Origin of the sequence: Zhongshania guokunii (genome assembly GCF_040892635.1) — a bacterium.
GTDB classification, from domain to species: Bacteria; Pseudomonadota; Gammaproteobacteria; order Pseudomonadales; family Spongiibacteraceae; genus Spongiibacter; species Spongiibacter guokunii.
This window is the reverse complement of sequence record NZ_JBFRYA010000017.1, coordinates 54167-73502: the sequence shown is the minus strand read 5'-3', so window position 1 is coordinate 73502 and position 19336 is coordinate 54167. Positions and strand designations below refer to the sequence as shown.

Below are 19336 nucleotides of genomic sequence, written 5' to 3'. Positions count from 1 at the left end.
GAGCTTATACCCCATTGCGCGGCCCATTACAGGCTACGCGCGATTTCCTTCACTTCATAAACCTCGATCTTGTCACCGGGGCGTACGTCTTTGTAGTTCTTCACACCGATACCGCATTCCATACCATTCTTAACTTCGGCGGCATCATCTTTAAAGCGGCGCAATGACTCGAGCTCGCCTTCGTAAATTACTACGTCGGCGCGCAGAACACGGATGCGCTTGCTACGGTAAACCGTGCCCTCAACCACCATACAGCCAGCGATATCGCCAAACTTAGGTGAGCGGAATACGTCGCGCACTTCGGCAACACCAACGATTTCTTCGCGCATTTCTGGGCTAAGCATACCGGTCAGAGCAGCGGTTACGTCGTCGATAACATCGTAGATTACGCTGTAGTAGCGCAGATCAACGCCTTCGTTCTCGGCCAATTTACGAGCGCTAGAATCGGCGCGCACGTTAAAGCCGAACATTACCGCACCAGAGGTCAGCGCCAGGTTTACGTCGGTCTCGGTTATACCACCAACACCAGCAGAAACAATATTAACGTTAACTTCTTCGTTACCAATATCGAGCAACGAGGCCTGTAGCGCTTCTAGCGAGCCGCGTACATCGGTTTTTAAGACGATATTCAAAATACGGCGCTCAGCAGATTCCATGCTTTCAAACATACGATCTAGCTTGGCCGCTTGCTGGCGTTTAATACGCTGCTCACGCTCACGAACCTGACGGAAGTCAGCAACTTCGCGGGCACGCTTGTCATTTTCGACCACTACAAAGCTATCGCCGGCGTCTGGCGTACCGTCGAGACCAAGAATTTCAACCGGAATTGACGGACCAGCTTCTTTTACTGGCTTACCGTTTTCGTCGGTCATGGCACGAACCCGGCCGCTACATTGACCAGCCAAAACGATATCGCCCTGCTTCAAGGTACCGCTCTGGATCAGCAAGGATGCAACTGCACCGCGGCCTTTATCCAAGCGCGATTCGATAACCAAGCCCTGCGCCGGTAAATCTGGTGCTGCTTTTAGCTCAAGCAATTCTGCTTGCAACAATATCGCATCGAGGAGCTTATCAATACCTTCACCAGAGTGAGCAGAAACATATACAAACTGGGTATCGCCGCCCCACTCTTCAGAAATAACATTGCGCTGTGAGAGTTCGTTTTTAACTCGCTCAGGGTCTGCACCCTCTTTATCCATTTTATTCACTGCAACAACCAACGGAACACCCGCGGCTTTTGCATGAGTAATCGCTTCTTCGGTCTGCGGCATTACGCCGTCGTCCGCAGCCACAACCAGAATAACAATATCAGTACTCTTAGCTCCGCGAGCACGCATTTGCGTAAACGCCGCGTGACCAGGGGTATCTAAGAAAGTGATCATGCCGTGGCCAGTTTCTACGTGGTAGGCACCGATGTGCTGGGTTATACCACCAGCTTCACCGCTAGCCACTTTGGCCTTACGAATATAATCGAGCAGCGAGGTCTTACCGTGGTCAACGTGACCCATAACGGTAACCACTGGCGCGCGAGCGACCATGGTGCCAGCACCGCGAGCGCCAAGCGTCTCTTCCAGCGCTTCTTCTACAGCATCTTCTGAAACCAACTTAACAGTATGGCCCATCTCCTCAACAACTAGCTGAGCAGTGTCCTGATCAATAGGCTGATTGATGGTAACCATCATGCCCATTTTGATCATTTCCTTAATAACTTCTGCAGCCTTCACCTTCATTTGCGTAGCAAGTTCGGCAGCAGTAGTGGTTTCACCCACATTAACCGCGTAGACAATTTTATCAGTCGGCGCGTTAAAGGCGTGGCGCTGAGCGTCATCAGGCAATTTAAGCGTTTTCTTCTTACGGCGTCCGCCAGCAAAGCTGCCATCAAAGTCATCGCGCTTATTGCCGCGAGATTTACCGCCTTTACGACGTGGACGATCGTCATCACCAGCTGCGGCAGGTGCTGCAGCAGCGCGACGATGGTGACGCGGCGCGGGCTTATCATCACCTTTTTCAGTCGCTGCAGGCGCTGAAGCCGGCGCGGCGTCTTGGGATTGCGGCGCAGCCTTACTTGGCGCAGCGGCGGCTTTAACACGTGCCGCCTTACGCTGCTCTTCTTCGCGTTTCTTCTCGGCAACAACCGCCGCGCGGCGCTCCTTAACACGCTCTTCTTCCGCCTTACGACGTAAAATAGCGCGCTGACGAAGCACTTCGGGGTCAACGTCTAATACGTTTTCGACTACTTCACGGTATTCGTCGGTTTTATTGGCAGGCTTAGCCACTTCCGCAACCGGCTCGGCAGGCACAGATTTCTCCACCGCAGGTTTTTCTACCGCTGCAGGCTCCTCGGCCTTAACCGGCTCAGCTTCTTTCTTCTCAGGCGCTGGCTCAGGCACTGCTACTTCTGCAACTGCTTCCTCAACCTTCGGCTCGACCGGCGCTTCTTTTACTGGCGTTTCAGCAACAACAGGCTCAGCAACTACAGGAGCAACTTCCACCGCCGGCGCAACTTCATCGGCCACTGCAGCTGGCTCGGCGTCTCCGCGCAAACGCGCTTCTTCAGCTGCCGCTTCCGCCGCCATCTCTGCCGGATCACGCTTCACGTAAGTCCGTTTTTTACGAACTTCGATATTAACTGTTTTCTTACCTGCGCCAGACCCAGTTTTCAGGGTGCTCAGGGTTTTACGCTTTAACGTAATTTGCTGTGGAGCCTCGGCTGATTCTCCGTGGCTCCGCTTTAAGAAAGTCAGCAGGGTTTGCTTGTCTTCATCGGACACAGCTTGTTGAGCAGCGCTGTGTGACAGGCCCGCTTCTTTCATTTGTCGCAGCAGACGCTCGACAGGTGCGCCAACGACTTCTGCTAGCTGGCTCACGGTAACTTCAGCCATTCATCTTTCTCCCAAAACGGTACGACTCGCTTATTTTGCAGATTCTTCTTCGTCTGCAAACCACGGAGCACGAGCAGTCATAATTAACTCTCCGGCCCGTTCTTTAGTCATATCTTCAATGTCGAGAAGATCTTCAACAGCCTGTTCAGCCAGATCTTCCATCGTTACTACGCCGCGGCTGGCAAGAATGAACGCAAGATGTTTTTCCATCCCGTCCATCGTCAACAAGTCTTCAGCCGGCTCAGCACTTTCCAATACTTCTTCGCTGGCAATTGCTTGCGTTAACAGCGCATCTTTTGCTCTCGCCCGTAGCTCTTGGGCCAAATCTTCATCAAAGCCATCAATTGACATCATTTCTTCTAAAGGAACATAGGCCACCTCTTCAAGCGTGGTAAAACCTTCCTCTACCAAAACTTCTGCAATGTCTTCACCAACATCTAGGGCTTCAACAAAATAACTAATAATATGCCCAGATTCTTGCTCGTGCTTGGCAGACATTTCCTCAACGCTCATCACATTGATTGTCCAGCCTGTAAGCTGACCAGCAAGACGAACATTCTGTCCTGCACGACCAATCGCCTGCGCCAAATTGTCATCGGCTACACCGACATCCATAGTATGGGTGTCTTCGTCGACCACAATCGATTCGACTTCAGCGGGAGCCATGGCGTTAATGACTAGCTGTGCTGGGTTGTCGTCCCACAAAATTATGTCTACGCGCTCGTTACCAAGCTCGCCGGAAACGGCCTGCACCCGCGAACCGCGCATACCTACGCAGGCACCAACGGGATCGATACGACCGTCATTAGTTTTCACGGCAATCTTAGCGCGCGAACCTGGATCACGTGCCGCAGCGCGAATTTCAATGACTTCCTCAGAGACTTCAGGCACTTCAATTTTGAAGAGCTCAATCAACATCTCTGGGCAGGCACGGCTCAAGAACAACTGCGGGCCACGAGCTTCAGGGCGCACATCAGCTAAAATCGCACGCACTCGGTCGTTGATACGAAACACTTCGCGACCAACCAATTCTTCCCGTGGCAACAAGGCCTCGGCATTGCCACCCAAGTCAACAATAATACTGTCGCGGGTAACTTTCTTAACCGTGCCGTTGATAAGCTCACCAACGCGATCTTTATATTCATCAACAATCTGCGCACGCTCAGCTTCACGTACTTTCTGCACAATTACCTGCTTAGCAGTTTGCGCAGCGATACGACCAAAGCCAACGTTTTCAACGATTTCTTCATGAACATCGCCCGCCTTAAGATCGACGTTATATTCATGCGCCTCTTCTAAGGTCAAGTGAGTGCCAAGCAAAGCCATCTCGTCGTCTGGCATAACCAGCCAGCTCCGAAATGTTTGGTAATCCCCAGTAGTACGGTCAATCACCACACGGATATCAGAGTCTTCGTCGTAGCGTTTTTTCGCTGCTGTCGCCAAGGCCTGCTCAATTGCCTCGAAAATAATGGTCTTAGACACACCCTTCTCGTTGGAGACGGCCTCAACTACCAATAATATTTCTTTACTCATTATCCGCCTCTTTCCGCAGCCGGCTATTGAAATTAGCGCGCCCGATTAAAACCGGGGCACAACATTCGCTTTATCGATCTGATCAAAGGGCAGCAAGTATTCATGCTCCTCCATCATCAGTACCACATCGCCATCCTCGATACCCATCAGGCGACCAAGGAATTTACGGCGCCCCTCAAAGGCAACTCGCAATCGGACATTGATATCATTACCAACATACTGAATATATTGCTCAGGGGTATAAAGAGGGCGATCCATACCCGGCGACGACACTTCCAGATTATATTCACCGGCAATGGGATCTTCGACATCCAATACACCGCTAATCTGATGACTCACCTTGGCGCAATCATCCACACCAATCCCTTTCTCGCTGTCAATATATACTCGCAGCATGGTATGACGACCATGAGACTGGTAATCCACGCCCCATAGCTCGTAACCCAGCGCTTCCACACCAGGCCTTATTAACTCTTCAATTTTGACGGTCTTACCGGACAAGTTCGCTACCCACCAATAAAAAATGGGCCCAAGGCCCACTCGAAATTCCTTAACGTATGCCCTGCGGCAATACGAAAAAGCCCCTGTGCAAGGGGCTTCTGAAAACTTCTGATCAACCTAGGAAGCCTTGCCACCTACGCCTAAAGCCCGCTCGCCACTATCGCGCTACCGACCCACTATCAGGAGGCGCATTATAGTCTCTGCCTCCACCTAGGTCAAGCTAGTAACACCCCGCACTTAGGGCGAGCACACTTCAACCAACAGCAAAAACAAAGTGATCGGCGCAGCGTCCCACCACAGAACAACCACAGCAGAACCCAACGCACGAAACATAAAAAAAGGGGCTATCGCCGCAAGCGATAACCCCTTTAATTTGGTGCCGAAGGCGGGACTTGAACCCGCACGAGCAATGCTCACCACCCCCTCAAGATGGCGTGTCTACCAATTTCACCACTTCGGCTAAAACTTTTTACTGCGCGCCTGCTGCTGGCATCTCTTCACTTACCGGCATTTCTGACTGCGCTCTTTCTGGCTGAGCAGGCATTGTCCCATCACCCATTGGCGCCACATCGCGACTTTCCTGCAAAACAGGAACATCAACAATAATATCCTCTTCTCCACCACTGCGCTGCTTGGCAACATAAGCCAAAGACAAGCTAGTTACAAAGAAAACAGTCGCCAAAATCGCAGTAGCGCGAGTCAAAACATTGCCACTACCACTGCTGCCAAAAATAGTCTGCGAAGCACCAGAGCCAAAAGAAGCCCCCATGTCTGCGCCTTTACCTTGCTGAACCAGAATCAGACCAATGATCGACAAACCGGCCAACACATGTACGATTAAAATTGCTTGTTCCATTACTCCGCCGCCCGACATATTGCGGAAAATTCCTGCGCATCAAGTGATGCACCACCTACTAAACCGCCATCAATATCCGCCTGCGCGAATAATTCACCTGCATTGGCCGCTTTAACACTGCCGCCATACAGAATTCTTAAACCCTTCGCCAAGAGCTCGTCTTTTTTCGCAAACAAGGCACGGATAAACGCGTGCACTTCCTGAGCCTGCGATGGCGTCGCTGTCTTTCCGGTACCTATTGCCCAAACCGGCTCATAGGCAACAACAATACCGCGCATAGCCTCTGCACTTAACACTGCAAAAACGGCATCAAGCTGCCCAGCAATCACTTGCAAGGTTGAACCATCATCGCGCTGAGCCTCTGTCTCACCCACGCAGATGATCGGCGTTAAACCCTGAACTAGAGCCTGACTTGCTTTTTGGGCAACACGCTCACTGCTATCTTCATACATGGCGCGCCGCTCGGAGTGACCAACAATCACATACCGACAGCCGGCATCTGCCAGCATTGCCGCAGACACCTCACCTGTGAAAGCGCCATCTTTAGGCTGCTCACACACATTTTGCGCACCCACCCCAACCGGCGAACCAGCCAGACCACCAACAACTTGAACGATGTACACTGAGGGCGGAAACACCGCGATATCAACACCCGGTTCTGCAGGTAGCAAGGCCTTTAAATTAGCCACCAATTTTCCAATGCTGGCACTATCACCACACATCTTCCAATTACCCGCTACGAGATTACTCCGCATGCCGTTTCCCTTAGCGCAAAATGGGCGCCAATCTTACATAAACTTATAAGCACATACAAGGATGCACACGCTTAAGATGAAAGCTCTCGCACCTTATCTGCAAGCCGCCGACAAAGTGCGGCAACCTGCGCCTCATCTTCACCTTCAACCATGACCCGCAACAGCGGCTCAGTTCCAGAAGCGCGCAATAATACCCTGCCTCGGCCTGCTAATTCCAGCTCAACAGCATCAACTACTGCTACTAATTCGCTATTTTTTAAATCAACCGGCGAATTAATGCGCACATTTTCCATTATTTGCGGAAATTTGCTTACCGGCGCCGTTAATTCAGCCAAACTTTTACCACTACCAACTATCGCCCCAACTATTTTTAAAGCCGCGACGATGCCGTCACCAGTAGTACTCACATCAGCGCATATAATGTGACCAGAGTTTTCACCACCTAAATCCCAATCCAGCGCATTCATGCGCTCCTTCACATAGCGATCGCCAACCTTCGCTCTTTCAAAGCCAACACCCAAGGCCTTCAACGCAAGCTCAAAACCGAGATTGGACATCAACGTACCCACCACCCCGGGACACGCTTTGCCACGACGCAAGCGCTCAGCAGCAATGACATAAAGCAGCTCATCGCCATCAACTACTTCACCGCTAGCGTCAACAAACAATACCCTATCGCCATCGCCATCAAAGGCAATACCAAAATCTGCGGACTCAGAAGCAACCCGCTGCTGCAGCGCCGCCGGATGAGTAGAGCCGACCTCGGCATTGATATTAACGCCATCTGGCGAGGCGCCCATCACCACAGTCTCCGCGCCTAGCTCAGTAAAAACGGCCGGCGCCACGTGATAGGTTGCGCCGTGGGCGCAGTCGAGAACAATTTTCATACCTTTCAACGACAAGCCGTTCGCTACCGTCGACTTACAATATTCAATATAGCGCCCCGCAGCGTCATCAATGCGCCGCACTTTACCAAGACTTGCCGAGTCCACCGTAGTCATGGGCAAATCAATGGCCGCCTCAATAGCGAGTTCTACATCATCATCCAGCTTACTGCCATCAGCAGAGAAAAACTTGATGCCATTATCGTAGTAGGGATTGTGACTCGCACTAATAACAATGCCGGCCCGCGCTTGAAAGGTGCGGGTTAAATAGGCAATGGCAGGCGTTGGCATAGGCCCCAACAACAGCACATCGACACCAGCGGCAACCAAACCCGCCTCCAGCGCCGACTCAAACATATAGCCGGAGATTCGCGTATCCTTGCCAATTAAGACCTTGCTGCGCCCTTCTTTAGCGAATACCTGCCCTACCGCCCAACCTAATTTAAGAACAAATTCTGGGGTAATCGCACCCTCACCAACCCGCCCACGCACACCATCTGTACCAAAATATTTTTTATCCATTTGCTGGTTTCTCGCATTTTATTGCCTGCGCTAAACGCACAGCATCAACCGTTTCCTTAACATCGTGAGCCCGAATAATATGGGCACCACGCTCTACGGCCATAGCTGCCATGGCGACACTTGCCGCCAAGCGATCACCCACCGAGCGACCGGTAACCGCACCAAGCATAGACTTACGGGACACACCAACGAGCAGCGGGTATCCCCAGGCCACCATTTCCGGTAGCCGCCGAAACAATTCAAGATTGTGGGCAAGGGTTTTCGCAAAACCGAAGCCCGGGTCAAGCACAATCTGCTCACTGGAAATACCAGCAGCGGCGCAGGCAGCTATACGGCCACTTAAAAAGACCTCCACTTCGTCGTAAATATCCCGATAATCCGGATTATTCTGCATCGAGTCTGGCTCGCCCTGCATATGCATAAGACATACAGGCAAACCGCTAACGACCGCTTCCTGCAGTGCATTTGGTCGCTGCAAGGCGCGCACATCGTTGATGAGACCCGCGCCCAAGACTGCGCTTTCGCGCATTACAGTCGCATTACTGGTATCCACAGACACGATCACATCAAAACGCCGAGCAATCGCCTCAACCACCGGCAGCACCCGCTGACACTCCTCAACCTCAGACACAGGTTCAGCCCCTGGCCGCGTCGACTCACCGCCGATATCGATCAAAGTCGCGCCCTCGGCACAGGCGAGTGCAACTCGCGCTAAAATTTTATCGAGCAGAGCTGACCCGGCGTGGTATTTACCGCCATCAGAGAAGGAGTCTGGAGTGACATTAATGATCGCCATGACCTGCGGCTCGCGCAGGTCTAATAGGCGATCACCGCAGCGTAGCTGCGATGAGGATTGAAAGTTGAGCATTGCCGACCTTAGTGATCGCTCACCGAGTCAACGAAAGGGTCTTCAGGACGATCTTTTTTATCCGCCTTAGGCGCCGGATCTTCATCGACCTCGTCTTTAACAGCGCGCCCGCCGCGACGGTCATCATCATCCCAACCCGCAGGTTTGCGCGGCGTGCGACCATTCATGATGTCGTCTATCTGCTTGGCATCGATGGTTTCATACAGCATCAGTGCATCGGCCATAACATCTAACTTACCACGATGCTCTTCCAGAATTTTGCGGGCAGCGGCGTAGCACTCGTCGATAATACGACGCACCTCTTCATCAATCTGTCGCGCGGTTTCACCAGAATGCCCCTTACCGGCCTGACCAGCTGAACGACCGAGAAAGACCTCTTCTTCGGCATCGTCGTACATTAGAGGGCCCATCTTGTCGGATAGCCCCCACTTGGTCACCATCTTACGGGCAATATCGGTCGCGCGCTGAATATCATTCGATGCACCGGTGGTTACGCCGTCTGCGCCCAAGGTCATCTCTTCGGCAATACGGCCACCAAACAGTGAACAAATCTGACTAATGATGTGCCGACGGCTAAGGCTGTAGCGATCCTCCTCGGGCAGGAACATGGTCACACCAAGGGCGCGACCCCGCGGAATAATACTGACCTTATAAACAGGGTCATGCTCAGGCACTGTACGACCAACAATCGCATGACCAGCTTCGTGGTAGGCAGTATTTAATTTTTCTTTGTCTGACATCACCATCGATTTGCGCTCAGCGCCCATCATGATCTTGTCTTTGGCCAAATCAAATTGCGACATGCTAACCAAGCGCAAGTTACTACGTGCCGCGAACAGCGCCGCCTCGTTAGCAAGATTAGCCAAATCGGCACCAGAGAAACCAGGAGTACCACGCGCAATAACGGATGCCTCAACATCATCACCCAAGGGCAATTTGCGCATATGCACTTTTAAAATTTGCTCGCGACCGCGTATGTCGGGCAGACCAACGGTCACCTGACGGTCGAAACGACCTGGGCGCAGCAGCGCGGGGTCGAGTACATCAGGGCGGTTAGTAGCAGCAATAACAATAACACCGTCATTGGCTTCAAAACCGTCCATCTCAACCAGCAGTTGGTTCAAAGTTTGCTCACGCTCGTCGTGACCGCCACCCATACCGGCACCACGATGGCGACCAACAGCATCGATTTCATCGATAAAGATTATGCACGGCGCCTGCTTTTTAGCCTGCTCGAACATATCACGCACACGAGAGGCACCGACACCAACAAACATTTCCACGAAATCAGAACCGGAAATAGAGAAAAACGGTACTTTGGCTTCACCAGCGATGGCTTTAGCCAGCAAGGTTTTACCGGTACCCGGTGGGCCGACCATGAGCACGCCACGAGGAATACGACCGCCAAGACGCTGGAATTTACCGGGATCGCGCAAAAACTCAACCAGCTCCTGCACGTCTTCTTTGGCTTCATCTACACCCGCCACATCGGCGAAGGTGGTTTTAATTTGATCTTCACTCAGTAGACGCGCCTTGCTCTTACCAAAGGCCATCGGGCCGCCTTTGCCACCACCGGCACCACCTTGCATCTGGCGCATAAAAAACATAAAAATCGCCAAGATAATCAATATCGGGAAGCTAGCCACGAGCAGCTGAGTCCACAAACTCTGGCGCTCAGGCTTAGTGCCTTCAACTACCACGTCGTGCTGGAGCAAGTCGTCAATTAGCTTTGGGTCGTCAAGCAGTGGCCGCACGGTTTCAAAGCGGCTCTTATCCGCTCGCTCGCCGCTGATCATCAGGCCGTCAATAACCACCTTTTTCACCCGCTCATTCTGCACTTCAGAGATAAACTGGGAGTAATTAAGCTGCTCTGTGGGTGACTGGACACTGAAATTATTAAACACCGTCAACAGGACAGCGGCAATAACCAGCCACAACAGTAAATTCTTTGCCATATCGTTCAAAAACCGATCCTCACGCTGCACTGTTTGCAGAGGCTGCAAACGGGAAAAATGCCCGGATATCTGCCCACTCTACACCATAAATCCGGCACCCTCTACGCAATATTCAAGCGCGCAGACCAGTGGCCACTAAATACACTTCTCGCGATCTTGGCCGTGACGCCGCAGGCTTGCGGGTCACCACTTTAGCAAATCGCGCGCGAAGCAAGCGCATATACTCATCAAACCCTTCGCCCTGAAATATCTTGGTAACATAGCCACCACCAGGACGCAGTACTATGCCTGCCATGTCGAGTGCGAGCTCGCATAAATACATAGATTGCGGCTGATCAACATCTCTCATACCACTCATATTGGGGGCCATATCTGAGATTACAAGGTCTGCCTTGCTATTACCCAAATGCGCAAGCAGCTCGTCGACCACCGCTTGCTCAGTAAAATCACCGCGCACAAACTCCACCCCAGCGATAGAATCCATATCCAAAATATCTGACGCCAACACTCTACCGTGATGCCCAACCAACATTGCCGCGACCTGCGACCAACCGCCAGGCGCACTACCTAGGTCTACGACGCACATGCCCGGCTTGATCAGGCGATCTTTCTCCTGCAGCTCAAGCAATTTATAACAGGCTCTGGAACGATAGCCGTCGCGCTGAGCCATTTTGACGTACTGATCGTCAAAATGTTCCTTAAGCCACGCACCGCTTGATCCTTTAGGTTTTGCCACACTAACTCCGTTATTAGCGAGAATTCAGATACCGACTGGGCGCGCTTTCTAGTAAAATAACGACCCACGCTCTTTCCCGGTTCAATATATTATGCCCAAATTCAGCGCCAGCGATAAAAAACACCTACGCAGTATCGGCCACAAACTCAGCCCCGTTGTTATGATTGCCGACAAGGGACTTAGTGAAAGCGTTGCGCTGGAGCTGGATCGCGCACTCGATGATCACGAATTGATTAAAGTTAAGGTCAATATAGCTGAACCAACTGAACGCCGCGCGTTAATTGAGCAACTGTGTGAAGCGCACAAGGCGCTGCTGATTCAGGCAATTGGCAAGATTGCTTTGATTTATCGCCCCGCCAAAAACCCAAACCCAAAGCTGTCTAACCTACTTCGGGCCTAAGCTTAGCGCGATTACTCGGCGAGGTGCTCGACCTTGTCGATCTCGTATTCGATATTGCCACCTGGCGCGACAACAACAGCAACATCACCGGCTTCTTTGCCAATTAAGGCGCGAGCAATTGGCGAAGTCACCGAGATTTTACCGATTTTTACATTGGCTTCATCTTCGCCAACAATGCGGTAGGTCACTTCTTCGTCGGTATCACAATTGATCAGCGTCACTGTTGTGCCGAAAATCACTTTACCGCTATAGGGAATGGCCGTGATATCAATTACCCGCACGCCAGCCAGCTTACCTTCAATTTCTTGAATCCGGCCTTCGCAAAAACCCTGCTGCTCGCGAGCGGCATGGTACTCGGCATTTTCTTTTAAATCGCCGTGAGCACGGGCCTCAGCGATCGCCTGGGTAATCCGCGGGCGATCAATTGACTTTAATTTTTTTAACTCTTCGCGCAGCGCTTTTTCGCCGGCAACAGTCATTGGCAGCAAGCTCATTGCATTAACCCCATGTGAACATCCTGTAAGCGACGCACGGTTTTTTCTTCGCCAAACACCAGAGCCTGACAAATCGCTTCTGCGCCAGCCAAGGTGGTGGTATAGCTCACTTTATTGGCCAGTGCGCTGCGACGAATCAATGAAGAATCCGCAATCGCCTGCTTACCTTCGGTAGTATTAATAATTAGATCAACATCGCCATTTTTCACCATATCAACGATATGCGGACGGCCTTCTAACACCTTATTAACACGCTGACATTTAAGACCCGCTTCCGTCAAGACCTTGTGGGTACCACGGGTTGCCAACAGGCTAAAACCGAGTTCAACCAACTGACTGGCCACGGCGATCGCTCCCGCTTTATCGGGATCGCGAACACTGACAAAAGCTTTACCGCTGGTTGGAAATACTTCTCCAGCACCAACCGCCGCTTTAGCAAAGGCTTCGGCAAAAGTTTCGCCCAAGCCCATCACTTCGCCGGTCGACTTCATTTCTGGCCCAAGAATGGGGTCAACACCCGGGAATTTATTAAAGGGGAAAACCGCTTCTTTAACGGCGAAATACTTGGGAATGCGCTCTTCGGTAAAGTCCTGCTCAGCCAAGCTGGTGCCCGCCATGCAGCGCGCCGCAACCTTGGCAAGGGAAATACCAATACACTTAGACACAAATGGCACAGTGCGCGAGGCGCGAGGGTTAACCTCGATCACATAGATTTCGCCATCTTGCACAGCGAGCTGGACGTTCATCAAACCAACAACACCCAACTCCAGCGCCATCGCCTTAACGATTTCGCGCATGCGATCCTGAACATCTGCAGCCAGCGAGTATGGGGGCAATGAACACGCAGAGTCGCCAGAGTGAACACCCGCCTGCTCGATATGCTGCATAATCGCACCAATCACCACGTGTTTACCGTCTGAAACAGCATCAAGGTCAACTTCAACCGCCGCATTCAAAAAGTGGTCGAGCAAGACTGGCGAGTCGTTAGACACCCGCACCGCCTCGCGCATATAGCGCTGTAGCTCTTCTTCTTTATATACAATTTCCATGGCCCGGCCACCCAATACATAAGATGGACGTACAACTAGAGGATAACCAATTTCTGCCGCCGCACGCAGCGCCGCTTCTTCTGAACGAACTGTAGTATTTGGCGGCTGCTTGATATTCAAACGCTGCAGCATTTGCTGGAAACGCTCGCGGTCTTCAGCGCGGTCAATAGCGTCTGGGCTGGTTCCAATAATCGGCACACCGGCGGCTTCAAGATCACGAGCCAGTTTCAGCGGTGTTTGCCCACCAAACTGCACAATGACGCCCTTTGGCTTTTCCTTGGCGACGATTTCCAGCACGTCCTCCAAGGTAACAGGTTCAAAATACAGACGGTCCGAAATATCGTAATCCGTCGATACGGTCTCAGGGTTACAGTTGACCATAATGGTCTCATAACCGTCTTCGCGCATCGCCAGCGCTGCGTGAACACAGCAGTAATCAAACTCAATACCTTGACCAATGCGGTTGGGGCCGCCACCAATAACGAGAATCTTCTCGCGATCCGAGGGATTGGATTCGCACTCTTCCTCGTAGGTTGAGTACATATAGGCAGTAGAAGTAGAGAACTCCGCCGCGCAGGTATCCACTCGCTTATATACAGGATGAATATCTAAACTATGGCGCAAGCCGCGCAGCTGCTTTTCGCTTACCGCCAGCAATACTGCCAAACGCTGATCCGAGAAGCCCTTGCGCTTAAGACGCCACATCATGTCTTTAGTTATGTCGGTCAACGCGACGGACTTCAGGGAGTTTTCTGTTTTTACAATATCTTCAATCTGCACCAAGAACCAAGGGTCGATCCACGAGTGCTCAAAAACTTCTTCAACGCTCATACCAGCGCGAAAGGCGTCAGCCACAAACCAAATACGCTCCGGACCTGGGTTGGTCAATTCGGCAATTAGAATGTCGCGAGCATCATCACGATCGGTGTCGATCTGGTGCTCAAAACCGGCAGAACCCACTTCCAAGCCGCGCAGGGCTTTCTGTAGAGATTCTTGGAAGGTACGGCCAATTGCCATCACCTCACCTACCGACTTCATCTGAGTGTGCAGACGGGTCTGCGCTTCGCCGAATTTTTCGAAAGTGAAACGTGGAATCTTAGTCACCACGTAGTCAATCGCCGGCTCAAAAGACGCTGGCGTCGCGCCACCAGTAATCTCGTTCTGCAATTCGTCTAGGGTGTAACCAATCGCTAATTTGGCGGCGACCCGGGCAATCGGGAAGCCGGTCGCTTTAGAGGCCAAAGCCGAAGAGCGGCTAACGCGCGGGTTCATTTCGATAACCACTAGACGACCAGTGTGCGGTTCCATACCAAACTGAACGTTGGAGCCGCCAGTTTCAACACCGATCTCACGCAGTACCGCGCAAGAGGCGTTACGCATGATTTGATATTCTTTATCGGTCAGGGTTTGCGCTGGCGCAACGGTGATCGAGTCGCCGGTGTGCACGCCCATAGGATCGAAGTTTTCAATCGCGCAGACAATAATGCAGTTGTCGTTTTTGTCGCGAACCACTTCCATTTCAAATTCTTTCCAACCAATCAAGCTCTCATCGATCAAAAGCTCATTGGTGGGTGAAAGATCTAGGCCGCGAGTACAGATCTCAATAAATTCTTCTTTGTTATACGCGATACCGCCGCCAGAGCCGCCCATAGTGAAGCTGGGACGAATAATCGCGGGGAAGCCGATGGAGTCCTGCACTTGCAGAGCTTCTTCCATGCTGTGCGCAATCGCCGAGCGCGGCGTAGCCAAGCCGATGCGTTTCATGGCCTTATCGAATAACTGGCGGTCCTCTGCCATATCGATAGAATCTTTAGTGGCGCCGATCATTTCAACGCCGTATTTTTCCAACACCCCTTCACGATCCAGATCCAGCGCACAGTTCAACGCAGTCTGACCACCCATGGTTGGTAGCAACGCGTCGGGGCGCTCTTTCTCAATGATCTTGGCAACCGTCTCCCAGACCACTGGCTCAATATAAGTGGCATCGGCCATTGACGGGTCGGTCATGATGGTCGCGGGGTTCGAGTTTACCAAAATAACCCGAAAACCCTCTTCGCGAAGCGCCTTACACGCCTGCGCGCCAGAGTAATCGAACTCACAGGCCTGGCCGATAACAATCGGACCAGCACCGAGGATGAGGATGCTTTTGATGTCTGTTCTTTTTGGCATGGGGTCTCCGCAGGGCGCTAGATGGGAGACGGAAAACGCTAAGCAAAAGCGTCTCCCGTTTTCCGTTTAGCGACTCGCTTTAATTAACTCAATAAACTGATTAAACAGGGGCGCAATATCATGGGGACCCGGACTCGCTTCAGGGTGACCCTGAAAACCGAATGCGGGGATATCGGTGCGCCGAATTCCCTGTAGCGATCCATCAAACAATGATTTGTGGGTCACTTCTAAATTCGCGGGCAGAGAAGCCTCATCTACCGCAAAACCATGGTTTTGACTGGTGATGTGCACAACCTTAGTCGCTAAATCCTGCACCGGATGGTTGGCGCCGTGGTGACCAAATTTCATTTTGACGGTTTTGGCACCCGAGGCCAAAGCCAGTAACTGATGACCTAGGCAGATCCCGAATACCGGCAGACCTGTTGCCAAGATCTCTTTGATTGCCGCAATTGCGTAATCGCACGGCTCTGGATCACCAGGACCATTAGACAAGAACACACCATCGGGCTTCATCGCCAATACGTCGGCAGCCGGTGTTTTGGCCGGCACAACCGTCAAGCGGCAACCGCGATCGGCAAGCATACGCAGAATATTGCGCTTTACGCCAAAGTCGTAGGCCACAACATGGTAGGGTAACTCGGCATCGCTCATGCTGCGAATGCCTTCGCCCAGCTGCCAGCTACCTTCGCGCCACTGGTAAGATTCGGAGGTGGTCACCTCTTTAGCCAGATCCATGCCCTTCAAACCGGCAAAGTCTTTGGCTAATTGCAGGGCCTTGGCCTCGTCGATATCACCGGCCATTAAGCAACCGCCCTGAGCGCCCTTGTCTCGCAAAATACGAGTAAGACGACGGGTGTCAATATCGGCAATGCCGACAATATTGCGGGCTTTTAAATAATCGGAGAGGCTTTGCTCACTGCGGAAGCTGCTAGCTGTCATCGCCAGATCGCGAATCACCAAGCCGGCAGACCAAATCTCAGCTGCCTCTTCGTCTTCGCTGTTCACACCGGTATTGCCGATATGAGGATAGGTAAGGGTCACGATTTGGCGGGCGTATGAGGGGTCAGTTAAGATCTCCTGATACCCTGTCATCGCGGTATTAAACACGACCTCGCCAACCGAATGCCCTTCGGCACCAATAGCGATGCCCCGGAAAATGCTGCCGTCTTCGAGGGCAAGTATGGCTGGAACCGTCAAGACTACCTCCTGGATCAAACTTGCGGCCGAGAGTTGCCACCGACAAACGCGCCGGAACAACAACCTAGGGACCACAGAGGAAAATACGCGTGCAAAAAAGCGAGATGAAGACGTACTTCACCTCGCTCCTTGCGGGGATACGGAGCTTATAAAGCTCGGCACCCTAATCTGATGCGCGATTTTACGCGAAACCACCCCCGCCCGTCCACCGCAATAAATACCAGCAATTGCGGTCAGCGCGACACTTCAACCAGAAATTCAGCTTTTAAGCGCTATATTCAAGTATTTTACTTAAGACCCAGCACATCCTGCATATCGTAGCGACCTGCAGCTTGCGCACTCACCCACGCCGCCGCCCGCACCGCGCCGCGACCAAATGACATCCGCGAGCTCGCTTTATGGGTAATCTCAACCCGCTCGCCCTCAGCAAAGAAAGACACCGTGTGATCACCCACCACATCTCCGCCACGCACGGTGGCAAAGCCAATGGTCTCGCGCTCGCGGGCGCCGGTTTGGCCCTCGCGACCGTACACCGCGACCTTTTCCAAGTCTCGCCCCAAGGCATCGGCCACCACATGCCCCATACTCAAGGCCGTACCAGATGGCGCGTCTATTTTATGGCGGTGATGAGCTTCAACAATTTCAATATCAACATCATCACCCAAGACCCGCGCCGCCATATCCAGCAATTTAAAGCACAGATTTACGCCAGTACTGAAGTTAGACGCCTGACAAATCGCAATCGGGGCAATGGCCGCCTCAAGCTCGGCTTTTTGCTCGGCGTTAAAGCCAGTAGTACCAATAACCATGGACTTACCTGCAGCGCCGCACAGCTGAGCATTCGCCAAGGTAGCCGCTGGCACCGTAAAATCGATCAGCACGTCAAAGTCGTCGAGCACCGCGCTCAAATCACCGACAATCGCAACGCCATTTTTACCCAGGCCCGCCAACTCACCGGCATCAGCGCCAATCAAAGAGCTCTCTGGCCGCTCAATGGCGGCCGCCAATACACAGCTTTCATTGAGCGCGATAGCCTCAATCAGAATCCGACCCATCCGCCCTGCGGCACCCGTTACTGCTACCCGTACTGTCATATCTTCCACCACACTTAAATTTCAGTTGTTCTTGTCGGTATTCGGCTTAACATCCGCATCGCCGAACGCCAAGCCCTCATCTTCAATTGCCATATCTCGCACGCTAGTCGATGCCAAAGCAGTATTTAAGGCCTCATCAATCGCCTTAGTCACTGCAGCGACACCATGCACCGGCCTGCGCGGCGCCCCCAAACCCAGCGTCGACGCAGTGCCCTCACTGCGCACTGCATCAAGCACCCGCTTTAGACTGGCTTTCTCCAACGGCGCATTGGGCAAATAACGCGGCGGCTCATCACTGTTCTCGGTGATTAAACCCGCCTCTTTTAACGCTCGCAACACCCGGGTCACCCCCTGAATCTGGACCCGCAGGCGTAATACAAAATCACTAGCAGAAAACGGTTTCCGCGACTTGTAATGACGTTCGGCGATCACGCCCATTATTTGCAACGCCAAGGTTTCACGCTGCTTAATACTCAAATCGCCACTGCGCCGAGTTGGCGCTACATACTCCGGATGCTGAACATAAAAAGCGACACTACTGCCCACCAGTAGAATCAGCCAGCTGATATACATCCACATCATAAACAAAATGAGAATGGCAAAGCCCGAGTAAATCGCGTAAGTCCCGCTTCCACTGGCCGACACCACCACACTGCCAAAACCCCAACCCAAGCTCTGAAACAAAAACCCCGAAACGACCCCAGCAATCAAGCCAGCACGCACGGTAACCCGAGTATTGGGGATGAACATATAGAAAAAGGTGAAGGCTGCAATGATCATTAAATAAGGCGCAGCTTCGGTGGCAAAGGTAATTAAATGCTGCACAAAGGGCAATTGATGACTAATCGCCTGCACAAAACTGCCGCTGAGCACGCTGGCCGACAGACCAATAGCCGAGAACACCAATAGCGGCCCTATCAACATCACACTGCCGTAGTCGGCAAAGCGTCGACCAATGCTGCGATGCTGATCTAAACGCCAAATATAATTGAAAGTCGCCTCGATCTTCTGAATGAGTGAAATCGCGGTATAAAACAATAAGGCCACACCAAAGGTACCAAGCACACCAATTTTAACATTGTCGATAAAGCCAATAATTTTATTAGTGATCTCCACGCCCTGCGCCCCCATAGGGGCAAGAAACTGGAGCATAATTGGCTCTAACTGCTTATTGTGCATACCAAAGGCTTTGAGCACAGAAAAGCTCACCGCCAACAATGGCACTAACGATAAGAGGGTGGTGTACACCAAACTCATGGCGCGCAGGGTTAGCTCGCCCTTGGCAAGGTCGTCTAGCACCACGTAGACGTAGCGCAGTATATGAATCAATTTGCGGCGCGGCGCGGAGTAGTCCGCAACCTTCTCAGACCACAGGTAGTTCGCGACGAATTGATTTAGGGTCTTATCCATACTTATTTCCGCGGCTTTTATATGCAGCCCA

15 protein-coding genes and 1 tRNA gene are annotated in these 19336 nt (G+C 52.2%); 1 reads left to right on the top strand and 15 read right to left on the bottom strand.

Annotated elements, in window-relative coordinates; all coding sequences use genetic code 11:
* Positions 1–26: 26 nt before the first annotated feature.
* The 10 genes from infB to rlmE all read right to left on the bottom strand — a co-directional run bounded on the left by infB (position 27) and on the right by rlmE (position 11492).
* Positions 27–2882 carry a translation initiation factor IF-2 gene (infB, locus tag AB4876_RS16360; RefSeq protein ID WP_368382821.1) on the bottom strand — a complete coding sequence of 952 codons (2856 nt, stop codon included), beginning with the start codon at positions 2880–2882 and terminating at the stop codon, positions 27–29.
* Positions 2883–2912: 30 nt separating this feature from the next.
* Entirely contained in the window at positions 2913–4415 is a 1503-nt protein-coding gene (gene nusA / locus AB4876_RS16355) for a transcription termination factor NusA (RefSeq protein ID WP_368382820.1), read from the bottom strand.
* 45 nt (positions 4416–4460) lie between these two features.
* Entirely contained in the window at positions 4461–4916 is a 456-nt protein-coding gene (gene rimP, locus AB4876_RS16350; protein ID WP_301029184.1) for a ribosome maturation factor RimP, read from the bottom strand.
* A gap of 374 nt (positions 4917–5290) precedes the next feature.
* Positions 5291–5376, bottom strand: a tRNA-Leu gene (locus tag AB4876_RS16345).
* 9 nt (positions 5377–5385) lie between these two features.
* Positions 5386–5772: a preprotein translocase subunit SecG gene (gene secG, locus AB4876_RS16340; protein WP_368382819.1), complete on the bottom strand. Its 387-nt coding sequence runs from the start codon at positions 5770–5772 to the stop codon at positions 5386–5388.
* Positions 5772–6527, bottom strand: a complete 756-nt coding sequence (tpiA, locus tag AB4876_RS16335; RefSeq protein WP_368382818.1) for a triose-phosphate isomerase — start codon at positions 6525–6527, stop codon at positions 5772–5774. Before tpiA ends, secG begins: the two co-directional genes overlap by 1 nt.
* Before the next feature lie 71 nt (positions 6528–6598).
* On the bottom strand, positions 6599–7933 hold the full coding sequence (gene glmM / locus AB4876_RS16330) for a phosphoglucosamine mutase (protein WP_368382817.1): 1335 nt from the start codon (positions 7931–7933) through the stop codon (positions 6599–6601).
* A complete protein-coding gene (folP, locus tag AB4876_RS16325; protein WP_368382816.1) occupies positions 7926–8801 on the bottom strand; it encodes a dihydropteroate synthase in 876 nt (291 codons plus the stop codon). Before folP ends, glmM begins: the two co-directional genes overlap by 8 nt.
* An 8-nt stretch (positions 8802–8809) precedes the next feature.
* Positions 8810–10756: an ATP-dependent zinc metalloprotease FtsH gene (gene ftsH / locus AB4876_RS16320; RefSeq protein ID WP_368382837.1), complete on the bottom strand. Its 1947-nt coding sequence runs from the start codon at positions 10754–10756 to the stop codon at positions 8810–8812.
* A gap of 112 nt (positions 10757–10868) precedes the next feature.
* Complete coding sequence (rlmE, locus tag AB4876_RS16315; RefSeq protein ID WP_368382815.1) at positions 10869–11492, bottom strand: 23S rRNA (uridine(2552)-2'-O)-methyltransferase RlmE; 624 nt, start codon at positions 11490–11492, stop codon at positions 10869–10871.
* Between the two features lie 91 nt (positions 11493–11583).
* Here rlmE and AB4876_RS16310 point away from each other — a divergent pair, with 91 nt between their 5' ends.
* Positions 11584–11892, top strand: coding sequence for a YhbY family RNA-binding protein (locus AB4876_RS16310; protein WP_368382814.1), 309 nt, complete (start codon positions 11584–11586; stop codon positions 11890–11892).
* An 11-nt stretch (positions 11893–11903) separates the two neighbouring features.
* Here AB4876_RS16310 and greA read toward each other — a convergent pair whose 3' ends face one another.
* The 5 genes from greA to AB4876_RS16285 form a co-directional block, all read right to left on the bottom strand.
* Positions 11904–12386 (bottom strand): transcription elongation factor GreA, encoded by a 483-nt coding sequence (gene greA, locus AB4876_RS16305; RefSeq protein WP_368382813.1) that lies wholly within the window; start codon positions 12384–12386, stop codon positions 11904–11906.
* Positions 12383–15604, bottom strand: a complete 3222-nt coding sequence (carB, locus tag AB4876_RS16300) for a carbamoyl-phosphate synthase large subunit (RefSeq protein WP_368382812.1) — start codon at positions 15602–15604, stop codon at positions 12383–12385. Before carB ends, greA begins: the two co-directional genes overlap by 4 nt.
* A gap of 66 nt (positions 15605–15670) precedes the next feature.
* A complete protein-coding gene (carA, locus tag AB4876_RS16295) occupies positions 15671–16801 on the bottom strand; it encodes a glutamine-hydrolyzing carbamoyl-phosphate synthase small subunit (protein WP_368382811.1) in 1131 nt (376 codons plus the stop codon).
* Positions 16802–17088: 287 nt separating this feature from the next.
* Positions 17089–17895 carry a 4-hydroxy-tetrahydrodipicolinate reductase gene (gene dapB, locus AB4876_RS16290; protein ID WP_368382810.1) on the bottom strand — a complete coding sequence of 269 codons (807 nt, stop codon included), beginning with the start codon at positions 17893–17895 and terminating at the stop codon, positions 17089–17091.
* Between the two features lie 21 nt (positions 17896–17916).
* Entirely contained in the window at positions 17917–19305 is a 1389-nt protein-coding gene (locus AB4876_RS16285) for a YihY/virulence factor BrkB family protein (RefSeq protein WP_368382809.1), read from the bottom strand.
* Between the last annotated feature and the right edge of the window lie 31 nt (positions 19306–19336).